Source organism: Lacrimispora xylanolytica, assembly GCF_026723765.1.
Taxonomy (GTDB): domain Bacteria; phylum Bacillota; class Clostridia; order Lachnospirales; family Lachnospiraceae; genus Lacrimispora; species Lacrimispora xylanolytica.
The window spans coordinates 3181394-3194838 of sequence record NZ_CP113524.1 but is presented as its reverse complement, the minus strand read 5'-3'; the positions used below and the strand labels follow the sequence as shown (position 1 = coordinate 3194838).

14 protein-coding genes are annotated in these 13445 nt (G+C 45.1%); 11 read left to right on the top strand and 3 right to left on the bottom strand.

What is annotated here, in order from left to right:
• Nucleotides 1-31: 31 nt before the first annotated feature.
• Together OW255_RS14940 and OW255_RS14935 are read right to left on the bottom strand one after the other, a co-directional pair.
• The gene (locus OW255_RS14940; protein ID WP_268114510.1) at nucleotides 32-925 is read right to left on the bottom strand and encodes a hypothetical protein; all 894 of its coding nucleotides are present in this window, start codon (nucleotides 923-925) and stop codon (nucleotides 32-34) included.
• 21 nt (nucleotides 926-946) lie between these two features.
• A complete protein-coding gene (locus tag OW255_RS14935) occupies nucleotides 947-1420 on the bottom strand; it encodes a hypothetical protein (protein ID WP_268114509.1) in 474 nt (157 codons plus the stop codon).
• Between the two features lie 768 nt (nucleotides 1421-2188).
• Here OW255_RS14935 and OW255_RS14930 point away from each other — a divergent pair.
• From OW255_RS14930 to OW255_RS14910, 5 genes are all read left to right on the top strand, one after another.
• Nucleotides 2189-2662, top strand: a complete 474-nt coding sequence (locus OW255_RS14930) for an LURP-one-related/scramblase family protein (protein WP_268114508.1) — start codon at nucleotides 2189-2191, stop codon at nucleotides 2660-2662.
• A 64-nt stretch (nucleotides 2663-2726) separates the two neighbouring features.
• Nucleotides 2727-3467, top strand: coding sequence for a MerR family transcriptional regulator (locus tag OW255_RS14925; RefSeq protein ID WP_024838448.1), 741 nt, complete (start codon nucleotides 2727-2729; stop codon nucleotides 3465-3467).
• An 869-nt stretch (nucleotides 3468-4336) separates the two neighbouring features.
• The gene (locus tag OW255_RS14920; RefSeq protein ID WP_268114507.1) at nucleotides 4337-4762 is read left to right on the top strand and encodes a ty transcription activator TEC1; all 426 of its coding nucleotides are present in this window, start codon (nucleotides 4337-4339) and stop codon (nucleotides 4760-4762) included.
• Nucleotides 4752-5783 carry an NUDIX domain-containing protein gene (locus tag OW255_RS14915; RefSeq protein ID WP_268114506.1) on the top strand — a complete coding sequence of 344 codons (1032 nt, stop codon included), beginning with the start codon at nucleotides 4752-4754 and terminating at the stop codon, nucleotides 5781-5783. The genes OW255_RS14920 and OW255_RS14915 overlap by 11 nt, the downstream gene beginning before the upstream one ends.
• 318 nt (nucleotides 5784-6101) lie before the next feature.
• Nucleotides 6102-8012, top strand: coding sequence for an endonuclease MutS2 (locus OW255_RS14910; RefSeq protein WP_268114505.1), 1911 nt, complete (start codon nucleotides 6102-6104; stop codon nucleotides 8010-8012).
• 27 nt (nucleotides 8013-8039) lie between these two features.
• Here OW255_RS14910 and OW255_RS14905 read toward each other — a convergent pair whose 3' ends face one another.
• Nucleotides 8040-8633, bottom strand: coding sequence for a ferritin-like domain-containing protein (locus OW255_RS14905; RefSeq protein ID WP_268114504.1), 594 nt, complete (start codon nucleotides 8631-8633; stop codon nucleotides 8040-8042).
• An 87-nt stretch (nucleotides 8634-8720) separates the two neighbouring features.
• Between OW255_RS14905 and OW255_RS14900 the strand changes: the two genes are divergently transcribed.
• The 6 genes from OW255_RS14900 (at nucleotide 8721) to deoC (ending at nucleotide 13432) form a co-directional block, all read left to right on the top strand.
• On the top strand, nucleotides 8721-9299 hold the full coding sequence (locus tag OW255_RS14900) for an NUDIX hydrolase (RefSeq protein ID WP_268114503.1): 579 nt from the start codon (nucleotides 8721-8723) through the stop codon (nucleotides 9297-9299).
• A gap of 112 nt (nucleotides 9300-9411) precedes the next feature.
• Entirely contained in the window at nucleotides 9412-9747 is a 336-nt protein-coding gene (locus tag OW255_RS14895) for a cyclic-di-AMP receptor (protein ID WP_026891808.1), read from the top strand.
• A 54-nt stretch (nucleotides 9748-9801) separates the two neighbouring features.
• On the top strand, nucleotides 9802-10977 hold the full coding sequence (locus tag OW255_RS14890; protein WP_268114502.1) for a phosphopentomutase: 1176 nt from the start codon (nucleotides 9802-9804) through the stop codon (nucleotides 10975-10977).
• A 12-nt stretch (nucleotides 10978-10989) separates the two neighbouring features.
• Nucleotides 10990-11421 carry a cytidine deaminase gene (locus OW255_RS14885; protein ID WP_268114501.1) on the top strand — a complete coding sequence of 144 codons (432 nt, stop codon included), beginning with the start codon at nucleotides 10990-10992 and terminating at the stop codon, nucleotides 11419-11421.
• A 15-nt stretch (nucleotides 11422-11436) separates the two neighbouring features.
• Nucleotides 11437-12762, top strand: coding sequence for a pyrimidine-nucleoside phosphorylase (locus OW255_RS14880; protein WP_024838439.1), 1326 nt, complete (start codon nucleotides 11437-11439; stop codon nucleotides 12760-12762).
• 19 nt (nucleotides 12763-12781) lie between these two features.
• Nucleotides 12782-13432, top strand: a complete 651-nt coding sequence (deoC, locus tag OW255_RS14875) for a deoxyribose-phosphate aldolase (RefSeq protein WP_024838438.1) — start codon at nucleotides 12782-12784, stop codon at nucleotides 13430-13432.
• Nucleotides 13433-13445 lie beyond the last annotated feature (13 nt).

The following is a 13445-nucleotide window of genomic DNA, read 5'->3' as shown; positions in this document are numbered from 1 at the left end:
GTTGCCAGCTGATAAGCAAAACCAAACGTTGTTACACCTGCACCAGTAGGTCCGGTATCACCAGTAGGTCCAGTGTCTCCGGTAGGTCCGGTAGGCCCAGTAGCTCCAGTAGGTCCGGTAGGCCCAGTGTCACCAGTAGGTCCAGTAGGTCCGGTATCTCCCGTAGGTCCGGTAGGTCCAGTGTCTCCAGTAGGTCCGGTAGCCCCAGTAGGTCCGGTAGGTCCGGTATCGCCGGTAGGTCCGGTAGGTCCGGTAGCCCCGGTAGGTCCGGTAGGCCCGGTATCGCCCGTAGGTCCGGTAGGTCCGGTAGCCCCCGTAGGTCCAGTCGGTCCGGTATCGCCGGTAGGTCCAGTCGGTCCGGTATCACCTGTCGGTCCGGTAGGTCCAGTAGCTCCCGTAGGTCCGGTAGGCCCGGTATCGCCGGTAGGTCCAGTCGGTCCGGTATCGCCAGTAGGTCCAGTGGCTCCAGTATCACCAGTCGGTCCGGTCGGTCCAGTATCGCCGGTAGGTCCAGTCGGCCCGGTATCGCCAGTAGGACCAGTGGCGCCTGTATCGCCGGTCGGCCCGGTAGGTCCAGTATCACCCGTAGGTCCGGTAGGCCCGGTATCGCCGGTAGGTCCAGTAGCGCCTGTATCGCCGGTAGGTCCGGTAGGCCCGGTATCGCCGGTAGGTCCAGTAGCACCAGTGTCACCAGTAGGTCCAGTAGCACCCGTATCGCCGGTAGGTCCGGTAGGCCCGGTATCGCCGGTAGGTCCAGTAGCACCAGTGTCACCAGTAGGTCCAGTAGCGCCGGTATCACCGGTAGGTCCGGTAGGCCCGGTGTCACCAGTAGGTCCAGTAGCACCCGTATCGCCGGTAGGTCCGGTAGGCCCAGTATCACCAGTAGGTCCGGTAGCACCCGTATCACCGGTCGGCCCGGTAGCACCGGTATCACCAGTTGGTCCAGTCAGTCCGGTATCACCGGTAGGTCCAGTGGCACCCGTATCGCCGGTAGGTCCAGTAGCACCGGTATCGCCAGTCGGTCCAGTAGCACCGGTATCACCAGTCGGCCCAGTAGCACCGGTATCGCCGGTAGGTCCGGTAAGACCGGTATCACCAGTCGGTCCGGTCGGTCCGGTATCACCAGTCGGTCCGGTAGCGCCGGTATCACCAGTCGGTCCGGTAAGACCGGTATCACCAGTCGGTCCGGTCGGTCCGGTATCACCAGTAGGCCCAGTGGCACCCGTAGCACCCGTCGGTCCGGTAAGACCGGTATCGCCGGTCGGTCCGGTAGGTCCGGTATCGCCGGTAGGTCCGGTAGCACCCGTAGCACCAGTCGGTCCGGTAAGGCCGGTATCACCAGTCGGTCCGGTAGATCCAGTGTCACCAGTCGGTCCAGTCGGTCCGGTCGGTCCAGTAGCACCAGTAGGTCCAGTAGCACCAGTCTCTCCTCCTGTAATATCATCTTCTACGATGACTAAAGATCCTCTTAAGGGAACTATTTGAGAGAAGAACACTTCTGCAGTACTAATATTTACAAGTGACAAGGTGACTGGGGGTGCTGTAACTTCAACAATTCCAATCCCAAAGACCTCACCTGTTTTTATTGGAGAATTTCCTTCCAGAAAATCTCCCTGTGAAGATGACAATGCAAACGATGCGCCATTTGTAGATTGAGATGATTGTGTGGCAAGCCACCAATCAATTACAAATCTCCCAGCCTCAGTAAAGGTAATAACCCCTGTAGCTGGGTTATAGATGATCCCTCCAGCTTGATAGACAATGCTATCAAAAAGGACGTTTGCACCTGAAGCAACAGTCGTAGCTGTATTTAGTTCAATTTGAAGCGCACTATTAGCCATTTCCAACCCTCCATTTCAAGATGTTTTAGACAAGATCCTGCAAATGATCATGCCTATATATTTTATGAACAAAATAGAATTTTTGTACCCTAAGTAACATTTTAGAAAAATGTCAGTAAATTATCGTTTATCACTTTCCATGTTTTTGCAGAAAAATTAAGAACAGGAGAGGAAGAAAAACGTTTCATGAATTTAGTAGCACTGCAGCTTTCATAAAGTATCTTTTAAAATAGTATGTAAAAAGTTTGCATTCTGTTATAATAATGGAGTGAATAATAATAAAATCTAATGGAATTAGATGATACATGAATGAAAAAGAATGAAATGTTAGGAAAGGGAGCAATTTTATGAAATTAATGTTCAAACAACGCTTTTTCTCCTGGTTTGACAGCTATGACATCTACGACGAAAGTGGAAATACCATTTATACGGTAAAAGGAACGCCAGCCTGGGGGCACAAGCTTCAAATTTATGATCGGTATGATAACCATCTAGCCACCTTAAGAGAGCATATTATCTCATTTCTTCCCTGCTTTGACATACAGGTGAACGGTCAGACCATAGGCACTATCCGCAAGGAGTTCACGTTCTTTAAGCCCTCCTTTTCCGTAGACTGTAAAGGCTGGAGAGTGGAAGGCAGCTTTTTTGAGTGGGATTATCAAATTATGTCATCTACTGGAAAAACAGTAGCCGTAATTGAAAAACAATTATTCCATTTTACAGATACTTATATCATTGATGTGCCTGATATGGAGGACAGTCTTCTGGCGCTTATGGTCGTGCTGGCCATTGATGCAGTCAAATGCAGTCAAAATAATTAAAATATGCTCTTGACTCCTACGTTGCGTAATACTCTATCATAGATACTGCAAGGAGGGAAATCCGATGAATACCAATGAAGTTGCTGTTTTAACAGGGGTGAGTGTGCGCACACTTCATCATTACGACAAAATAGGGCTTCTATGCCCCGACCGGAATCCGGAAAATGATTACAGGGAATATTCAGAACATGATTTGGATTTGCTGCAGCAGATTCTGTTTTTTAAAGCCTGTGGATTTTCTCTTGCAGATACTAAAAGGATGATATCCAGCCCTGATTTCAATCAAAAAGAGGCGTTTAAGCTGCAGAAAAAATACCTTCTGCATGAAAAAAAGCGAATAAATATCATGCTGGATACACTGGAAAAGACCATGAGGTCGTGGAAGGGAGAAGAAGCTATGACGCAAAAAGAAAAGTTTGCTGGATTTATAATGGGTGATAATCCGTACGAAGAGGAGGCTCGCCGTCTTTGGGGAGACAAAGCAGTTGATGAAAGCAATGCAAAAATAAGTTCCATGTCTCCTCAGGAACAAAAACAGGTGGCAGAAGGCATGGAAGAGCTGTTTAGAGAGCTTGGAAAGATACGGTTTGAACAGCCGGATTCTAAGATCGCTCAGGATGCCATGGACCATATGTACCAATTTTTTAATAAAAATTTCGGATATCAATATTCTCTGGAGGCATTTGCCGGCCTTGGGCAGCTGTACGTGGCTGATGAACGTTTCCTGAAAAATATTGACCAGTACGGAGAAGGACTGTCTGTTTTTTTATCTCAGGCAATGAAAATTTATGGAAATAGCCATTAATTGTTTCAAAGATTTAATCCTGTAAATATCATAGACCGGCCAATGAATTTTCCACCATTGGCCGGTCTTTTTATGGAGTTCAATTCAAAAGTAATACCCTGGTGGCTGGTGATACAGGCCCAGCCATGGTTACAAGTAAGATATTTGCATAATTTCGTAAAAATCTCAACCAAATCCTTAATAAATTCTAGAATGTTCCGAAATATTATTAGATGGGTTTCTCTAATTCTTTCAAATGTTTAAGTATTTAGATTATAAGCGTTATATTTCCTTGTTGTTTATAACACTCTGGTATCCATGCACACTGGGATGAGGAAGAAATCATATATTAATAGTGGGCAGTGAATTACAACACTTTAATTTTTATTCTGTAAATGTTAGGCAATGGATGCTTAACAATAATGGAAAGGTATTGTTGTCGTTTGTAGATGTTAATCTTTTATTTTTATATACAAAACAAAGATGGAAAAGTGCCTGAAACCAAACGGACGAATTCTTCTGCGGCCTGAATGAAGTATGGTTTTAGCCAATAAGAGTCTCTGAAGGCGGCGGAGCATCGCAACATTGAGCTATATGCTCCTGCGAACTGATTGGCATTAATAATGATGCGAAATTCAGAAAATCTTAAGGGAACAAGACAGATGATTCTTAAGATTCTGTGATAAGATAGACTGCGATGGAATTGTCTTCCAAGTCACGGAAAAAAGCAAATGATCCAGAATCAGCCGGGTTGATTTTCAGGTATACAGCCTGACTGCAGTCATCATAAGATAACCTGCAGTCGGGCTTTTTCTAAAAAGGGGGGATCAAAGCCAAAGGGTCTGCATTCCAATGATAAATAAGAAACTAATATGAGTATGGAGGAGAAAATGGAACAAAATAAAAGAAAACAGTGGATTCGATTCAGTCTATTTGGAGTATTTGCTCTGGCATCGGCTATGATCCTGCTAACACAGATCATGAAAAACAAGACAAAACCTATCTTTGATAAGAATGTCACTACCACCTTTTACGCTAGGACCAATGTCGGCAAGGCACTTGATTTAAATGCAGACGGGTATTTTTCCAGGGAACTCTATGATCATACAAAATTCAGTTTTGATTTGTCTCAATGCGACTTTAACACTCCTGGCCTTTACCGGATACCGGTATTTTATGACGAAGAAAAGACCAACTGTGTGGTTCAGATACAGGTAGGGGATACAGATAGCGGGGATGCGTGTAAAGACACGGATACCAATGAGGATGTGGTAATCAAAGAACAGGAAGGAATGGCAAAAACAGATGGCTCATAAAAATCTTACGACCCTGTGTTATATCGAACAGGATGGCAGTTATCTGATGCTGCACCGGATCAAGAAAAAACAGGATATGAACCAGGATAAGTGGCTTGGGGTCGGAGGACATCTGGAGGAAGGTGAAAGTCCGGAGGATTGCCTGTTAAGAGAAGTGAAAGAGGAAACAGGACTCACCCTTCATTCCTATCGGCAAAGAGGAATTATAACGTTTGTATCCGATGAGTATCCTGATGAATATATGTTTTTATATACCTCAGACGATTTTAAAGGAACTCTTATTGAATGCAATGAGGGCAGCTTAGAGTGGGTACCAAAGGAAAAAACAGGACAGCTTCCTCTATGGGAAGGAGATCTGATTTTCTTTGAACTGCTTAAGGATGAATTGCCATTTTTTTCGCTGAAGCTGGTCTATCAGGGGGAACGCCTATCCGCTGCCGTGTTAAATGGAGAAGCAATGGAGCTGCTGGATGAAAGACATACAGACGGGAGCCTGACCGGAAGAGTCATGGCCCGGTTTTTCATGCATCGGGAAGGTATTCTTCACGGCACCGCCCATGTCTGGATCATAAGGCCGAATGGAACAAATGGTTTTGATGTTCTTTTGCAAAAACGCAGTGCAAACAAGGATTCCTACCCTGGTTGTTATGACGTTTCTTCAGCGGGACACTTAACAGCAGGAAGTGACTATCTGGAATCCGCAGTCAGAGAGCTGAAAGAAGAGCTGGGCATAGAGGCAGCACCTGATGAGCTTTCCTTTGTAGGGCTTCGAAGTGAGCTTGATAAAAGAGAATTTTATGGCAGGACCTTCTTTAACCGTGAGGTCAGTAAGGTGTATGCCTACGAAAAAACGGTAGAAGAATCACAGCTCATTCTTGATTCAGCCGAGGTAGAATCTGTTTTGTGGATGGACCATGAAGAATGTCTGCTACAGATGAGGACAGGCGTCTTAAACCATTGTCTCAATGAGAAGGAAATCCTTATGCTGGCTGACTGGTGGAAATCAAGAAAATCCCGTTGACCGTAATGACTTAATATGTTATATTGATGAAAGAATAGAAAAGAATAGGATGTGTGTTTTTGTTAATTGTGTCTGAACATGGAGCGTAAAGCAATTTTATATTGAAAACAGGAATCAGGAAAGGAAGGTATATTTACCTGCCCTTAGCTTTGTGTACCTGTTTTGCCCATGAAGATACAGAACAGACGGATTAGGTTTATGACCTGCGAGATGTCGATTTGTAATCTCTCAGGTTTTTTTGTTGTCTGAAAGACCGGCTGCTTTATGCTCCATGGATTTTAAGAATCTTATCGATCATTTAAAATCAAGGAGAACGAGATGAATCACACATTTCAAACATTAGAATTTTATCGTATATTAGAAGAACTGGAAAACTTATCCCATACAGAAGCGGCAAAAGAACAGATCAGGACTCTGATGCCAAGTCAGAAGGAGAGTGAAGTAAAAAAGAGCATACGGGATACCACCGAAGCCAGGATTATACTGGATAACATGGGGCTTCCTCCTGCGGTAGCCATGAAAGACCTTTCGGTTATCATAACGACAACAAAACAGGGAGGCTGCCTTATGGCTGAAGAGCTGGAGGAGATTGGCGTAATGCTTACTGGAGTAAAGCGGTTAAAAGATTTTTTGAACCGATGCAAATATCTGGAATTAAGTCTTCCCTATTACGAGCTGGAGTTAGAACCCCTGGAGGCTTTATCTGGAATGATCTATGAAAGCATCCGAAATGGAAGAGTGGAAGACTATGCCAGCAAAAGCCTGAAAAACGTCCGTCAGGAGATTGGCAGGATGGAGGAACGCCTGAGAACAAAAGCAGAAGCCATTTTGCGGGGAAACAAAAAATGGTTCTCAGATTCCTATATAACCATAAGAAATGGAAAAACCTGCCTCCCAGTGAAAAAAGATTATAGATCCTCTGTTCCAGGCAGTGTCATTGACCAGTCGTCTACAGGTTCCACACTCTTTATTGAACCAGCCGTTATTGCTGCCATGAATGGAGAACTGGAGCTTCTTCGCATTGAAGAGGAGAATGAGGTACGAAAGATTCTGTATACACTGACAGCCTTTGTAGAAGATAATCTCCCGGTACTGGAGAAAAACAAACGTTATTTGGAAAAGCTGGATTTCCTGTTTGCCAAAGGGCGGCTGAGCCAGGAGATGAATGGGGCAGAGCCGGTAGTCAATTCGGAGCGCATCATACGAATCGTGGAAGGACGTCATCCATTTATGGACCCAAGGACCGTGGTCCCTCTCAACTTTGAATTAGGAAAGAGGGAGAGAGGTATTGTTATTACAGGTCCAAACACAGGGGGGAAAACCGTCTCTATTAAAACGGTTGGATTGTTTTCTCTTATGGCCCAATGCGGACTTCATGTACCATGTAAGGAAGCGGAGCTTTGCTTAAATCGACAGGTGCTTTGTGATATAGGGGATGGGCAGAATATTACGGAGAATCTATCTACATTCTCGGCTCATATTACCAATGTGATGAAGATTTTAAAAGAGGCAGGAGAAGAGAGCCTTGTTATCCTGGACGAATTGGGGTCAGGTACAGACCCGGCTGAGGGAATGGGAATCGCCATCGCTATTTTGGATGAACTAAGGCACATGGGGTGTCTGTTCCTTGCGACCACTCATTATCCAGAGGTAAAGACCTATGCAAAGGAAAGAGAAGGAATCACCAATGCGCGTATGGCCTTTGATGAGGAAACCTTAAAACCACTGTATCGTATGGAAATCGGAGAGGCAGGAGAAAGCTGCGCGCTGGCCATAGCAACTAGGCTTGGTATGCCAGAACAGATGATTGAAAGAGCCAGAAGATATGCCTACGGAGCGTGGGAAGAATCGGATCAGAACAATGGGGATATCGAATGGGAAAAAGTGAGAAAGGCCCCAAAAGCCAAGAAGGGGGAAGGAATCAACAGTGCCCAGCATAAAGATGAGTTACTGACCAAATTTACCATTGGTGACAGTGTGTATGTATTGCCAGATAAGAAAAAGGGAATTGTATGCAGGCCGGTCAATGACCAGGGTGTTTTGCAGGTCCAGCTGCCGGATAAGAAAATATGGATTAACCACAAGCGGATAAAGCTTTTGGTTCCGGCCGCTGAATTATACCCCCAGGATTATGATTTTTCCATCATCTTTGATACGGTGGAAAACAGGAAAGCACGGCACAAGATGGAAAAGGGATATCAGGAAGGCCTGGAAATCAGGACAGAGTAAGACCAGGCCTTCTTTAAGAATCCGGGATTATAAGGGTTCATATTCATCTTCTGTGAGTTCTGATTCTTCCTCTGCCTCAATGTATTCAGCGGATTGAATCAGGGCTTCGCCGTTTAGCTCAGCCAGAATAAGCCGGAATATTTCAACGTGACATTGTTCATCTGCGATAATCCGGTTTAAGACGGCCTGAATCTTACAGTCATCGATCCACTGTGCTTGAGCCTGATATTTTCGTATGGCTTCCAGCTCACCATTAAGAGCGTTGGTCACCAGCTCGCCAATGATGGTAGGGTAATGATTGCAGGAAGGTGACCAGTACTGCATCCGACCGTTTTGCCGGCTCCAAAGTCTGGGGTCTGCTCCTAAAAGAACGCTCAGCTCTCCGAATGCATTTAGATGGCGCATTTCCACCATACTGATTTTGTGAAAACACTCTGCAATCTCAAAAAAGAAATTCTTTGTAATGAGACTGTTATAGATATAGAGGCTGATGGCAGACATTTCTGAATTGCAGGCACCAATGTTTGATAACATGGCGGCTGCGTACCGTTCATTTTGGGATACAATCTCTATGGGTGGCCATGGAGAAGGATCGGAAAACACAAGAGAAGATAATTTCATATAACACCTCGTTTTACTTATTCAATAAAATATATCCTTAAGGCGGTAGAGTATGCCTGAAAAACGATGAAAAGGGGACAAAAGAGCATGAATCAAAGAGAACAGCTGATAAATGATGTAGAACGGTTTCAGCCATGGAATGAACAGGAGGAGAAGGATAAGGAGCTGATTCTTTCCTATCTGCGCCAGGGAGATTCCTGCTTTTACAGGGAAAATGATGAGGCCCATCTATCGGCTTCCGGCTGGGTGGTAAATCCCTCCCGCACCAAAACCCTGATGGCTTATCATAACATCTATGGTTCCTGGGCCTGGACCGGAGGACACGCGGACGGAGAAAAGGATCTTCTAAAGGTAGCTCTTAGAGAGGCCATGGAAGAAACTGGAATCAGCAAAGTCGTGCCGGTGAGCAAGGACATTTTTTCTCTGGAGATTCTCACGGTGGACGGTCATGAGAAAAAAGGAGCTTATGTCTCTTCTCATCTTCATTTGAATGTGACGTATCTGTTGGAGGCGGATGACACGCTGTCTATCCGTAACAAAGAGGATGAAAACAGTGCAGTCGGCTGGTTTGCGCTCAGTGAATGCTTGCATGCGGTGAATGAACCATGGATGAGCGAGAGAATTTATCAAAAGCTTCTTTATAAAATGCAGAATCTTGCTTATTAACAGAAAACTTATAAAAATTTTAGGATTGGTTGTTTTATTTTTCCTGATTATGCTTTATAATAGAACCATCTAATAAATGCAGTTTTGCCAAATGAAAAGTGAGGTGGTAGATATGAAGATAATTTATGCTATCGTTAGCTCCGATGATGGAAACCGGGTGACCGATGCACTGAATGAACACCAGTACAGCGTGACAAAACTTGCCACTACAGGCGGCTTCTTAAAAAAGGGAAATACGACTTTGATGATAGGTACAGAAGACGAGCAGGTAGAAGTGGTCATTAATCTGATTAAAGACACCTGTGGGAAACGCCAGAAGATAACATATAATGTACCGGCTCCCAACCTGGCATCCGTATCCTCTGGTTTTATGATGATGCCGACCACGGTTGAACTGGGCGGCGCTACTATATTTGTAACAGATGTGGAAAGATTTGAAAAAATTTGACGAAATGTCGAAGGGATTGCAGAGCAATCCCTTTTCGTAACAGGAGGTATGAATATGTCAGAGACAAAAAGAGTATTTTTAATTGTATTAGACAGCTTTGGGATTGGAGAAGCACCAGATGCTGCGAAATTTCATGACGAAGGAAGCAATACCTTAGGAAGCATTGCAAAAGCAGACGAGTATTACACCCCTAATTTGAAAAAACTGGGAATGTTCAACATAGATGGCGTAACAGCAGGAGAAAAAGAAGAGATGCCTGTGGGTTCCTTCGGACGCATGACAGAAAAGTCCCAGGGAAAGGACACCACCATAGGCCATTGGGAAATTGCCGGAATTATATCCGAAGAGCCTCTTCCCACCTATCCCAACGGATTTCCAGAGGAAATCCTTTCTGAATTTAAGAAGCAGACGGGCAGAGGAATTCTCTGTAATAAGCCTTACTCCGGAACCGATGTCATCAGAGATTTCGGAAAAGAGCATGTAGAGACTGGGGATTTGATTGTTTATACTTCGGCAGACAGCGTGTTCCAGATTGCTGCTCATGAAGAAGTGGTGCCTCTTGAGGAGCTTTACCGCTATTGTAAGATTGCAAGAGAGTTACTGACTGGAAAGCACAGCCTTGGCCGGGTAATTGCCAGACCATTTGACGGGACTTACCCTGATTTTAAACGGACCCCTCACCGTCATGATTTTTCCCTTCTTCCGCCTAAGACTACCATGCTGGACTGCCTGAAAGAGGCTGGCTTTGATACCATTGGAATTGGAAAGATATACGATATCTTTGCAGGAAAAGGAATTGATAAAACAACTTCTATTGTGAATAATACTGATGGCATGATTAAGACACTGGAAGCGCAAAAGGATGACTTTAATGGCATATGCTTTGTGAATCTGGTGGATTTTGATATGGTATACGGCCATAGAAACGATGTAAAGGGCTATGCTCAGGCTGCTACGGATTTCGATGTGCAGTTAGGTGAATTCATGAAAGGCATGAGAGCAGATGATGTCCTTATCATAACCGCTGACCATGGCTGTGACCCTGGAACTCCAAGTACCGACCATTCCAGAGAATACACACCAATGCTCATCTATGGAGAGGGAATCAAAGCAGGCGTTTCCATTGGCACAAGAGATACCTTTGCAGACATAGCTGCTACGGTTCTTGATTTATTTGGAGTAAAGGGTGACATCGCAGGCAAGAGCTTTTTAGATGAGGTAGCAAAATAACAGGAGGTGCCCATGAAGCTTGAGGAAGCAACGAAAAACAGGTTGGTGGCAGAGGCCTATGAGGCGCAAAGAAATGCATATGTACCGTATTCGGACTTTTGTGTGGGAGCGGCTCTTCTGGCAAAGAACGGAACGGTCTACAGAGGCTGTAACATCGAGAATGCCTCCTTCTCCCCTACCAACTGCGCAGAGCGGACGGCATTTTTTAAGGCGGTCTCAGAAGGCGTTACAGAATTTGAGGCCATTGCCATCGTAGGCAATAAAAAAGGGAAAGAAGGAGATTTTTGTGCTCCCTGCGGAGTTTGCAGGCAGGTCATGGCAGAGTTTTGCGATCCTGATGAATTTCAAATTATCCTGGGAGCAGGAGAAAAGACCTCGGTCTATACCTTAAAGGAAATACTTCCGATGGGATTTACAAATGATAATTTAAAATCCAGTGAATGAGGGGACAGGGAAACCATGAGGATGTATGATGTAATTGCAAAAAAGAGAAACGGAGAAACTCTCAGTGAAGAGGAAATCCGTTTTATGATAGATGGCTATGTAAAGGGGGAGATTCCTGATTATCAGATGTCAGCAATGCTGATGGCCATTTATCTCAATGGAATGAATGATAAGGAGACAGCCACTTTGACCAGTGAAGTGGCTCACTCCGGTGATATGGTGGATTTATCTCCCATTGAAGGCATAAAGGTGGATAAACATTCCACAGGCGGTGTTGGAGACAAGACCACCCTGGTGGTGGCACCTATTGTGGCGGCTTGCGGAGTCAAGGTTGCAAAGATGTCTGGACGGGGTCTTGGACATACCGGTGGAACGGTTGATAAGATGGAGTCCATACCCGGGATGCGTACGACCCTTACGGAAGAAGAATTTTTTCAGGTGGTAAACAACACAGGACTTTCTGTCATCGGGCAGTCCGGCAATCTGGCACCCGCCGATAAAAAGCTTTACGCCCTTCGGGACGTGACTGCCACGGTAGACAGCATACCCCTCATTGCAGCCTCCATCATGAGCAAAAAGCTGGCAGCAGGAAGTGACTGCATTCTTCTCGATGTAAAGACAGGCAGTGGAGCATTTATGAAAACCCTTGATGATTCCATTACCCTGGCTGAAAAGATGGTGGCTATTGGGGAACACGCAGGGAAGAAAACCATGGCGCTGATCACCAATATGGATATTCCTCTTGGAAGTCTCATCGGCAACAGCCTGGAGGTCATAGAGGCAGTGGATACCTTAAAAGGAGATGGCCCGGAGGATTTGACAGAGGTATGCTTACAGCTTGCTTCCGGCATGCTCTTTCTGGCAGGAAAAGGTGATCTTTCCGCATGCAGGGCCATGGCAGAAAAGACCATAGCTGATGGAAGTGCACTAAAGCGCCTGATTGCCATGGTGGAAGCACAGGGGGGTGATTCTTCCGTAATAAAAGATACTTCTCTGTTTCAAAAGGCTCCCTTTAAGCTGGAGGTAAAAGCGCCAAAAGGTGGCTACATCACTCATATGGATACGGAGCGTTGCGGCATTGCATCTTCCATGCTTGGAGCTGGCAGAATCACGAAGGAGAGTGAAATTGATTTTGCTGCCGGAATTGCTCTTAAAAAGAAGGTGGGCCAAAGCGTAGCGGAGGGAGAAGTTATGGCAGTGCTCTATACTTCTAAGGAAGAGCTGTTTTTGGCTTCCGTAGAGGAATTTATAAGTGCAGTCACCATCAGTGATGAAAAGCCGGCCACAGAGCCTCTCATCTATGCAAGAGTTACAAAAGCAGGCGCAGAGCGTCTTGTATAATAGAAAGGAAATCAAACAAATGACTGATTTAGAAATGTTAAGCTATGTAGACCATACCGTATTAAAGGCGGTTGCAACCTGGGATGAGATTAAGGTGCTTTGTCAGGAGGCTTTGGAATATAAAACTGCTTCTGTATGCATTCCACCCTGTTATATCAGCAGAGTTCATAAGGAATTTCCAAATCTGAATATATGCACGGTAGTAGGGTTTCCACTTGGCTACAGTGTTACAGAGTCAAAGGTTCTTGAGACCAAGAAAGCCATTGAAGACGGAGCCAATGAAGTGGATATGGTAATCAATCTCGCTGACGTGAAAAACGGAGATTATGAAAAAGTAGAAGAAGAAATTCGTTTGTTAAAGCAGGAAACAGGAGACAAGATCTTAAAGGTCATTATTGAGACCTGTTATCTCACAGAAGAAGAGAAGATCGCCATGTGCAAAGCAGTAACTGCTGCAAAAGCTGATTATATTAAGACCTCTACCGGATTTGGAACTGCTGGTGCGACTCTTTCTGATATCCAGCTGTTTAAAGAGCACATCGGGCCAGAGGTAAAAATCAAGGCAGCAGGCGGAGTGCGCACTCTGGAAGATTTAAGGGCTTATATTGAAGCTGGATGCAGCCGGGTAGGTGCAAGTGCAGCAGTTAAGCTGGCAGCTAAAAAAGACTGACCATAAAAAGCAC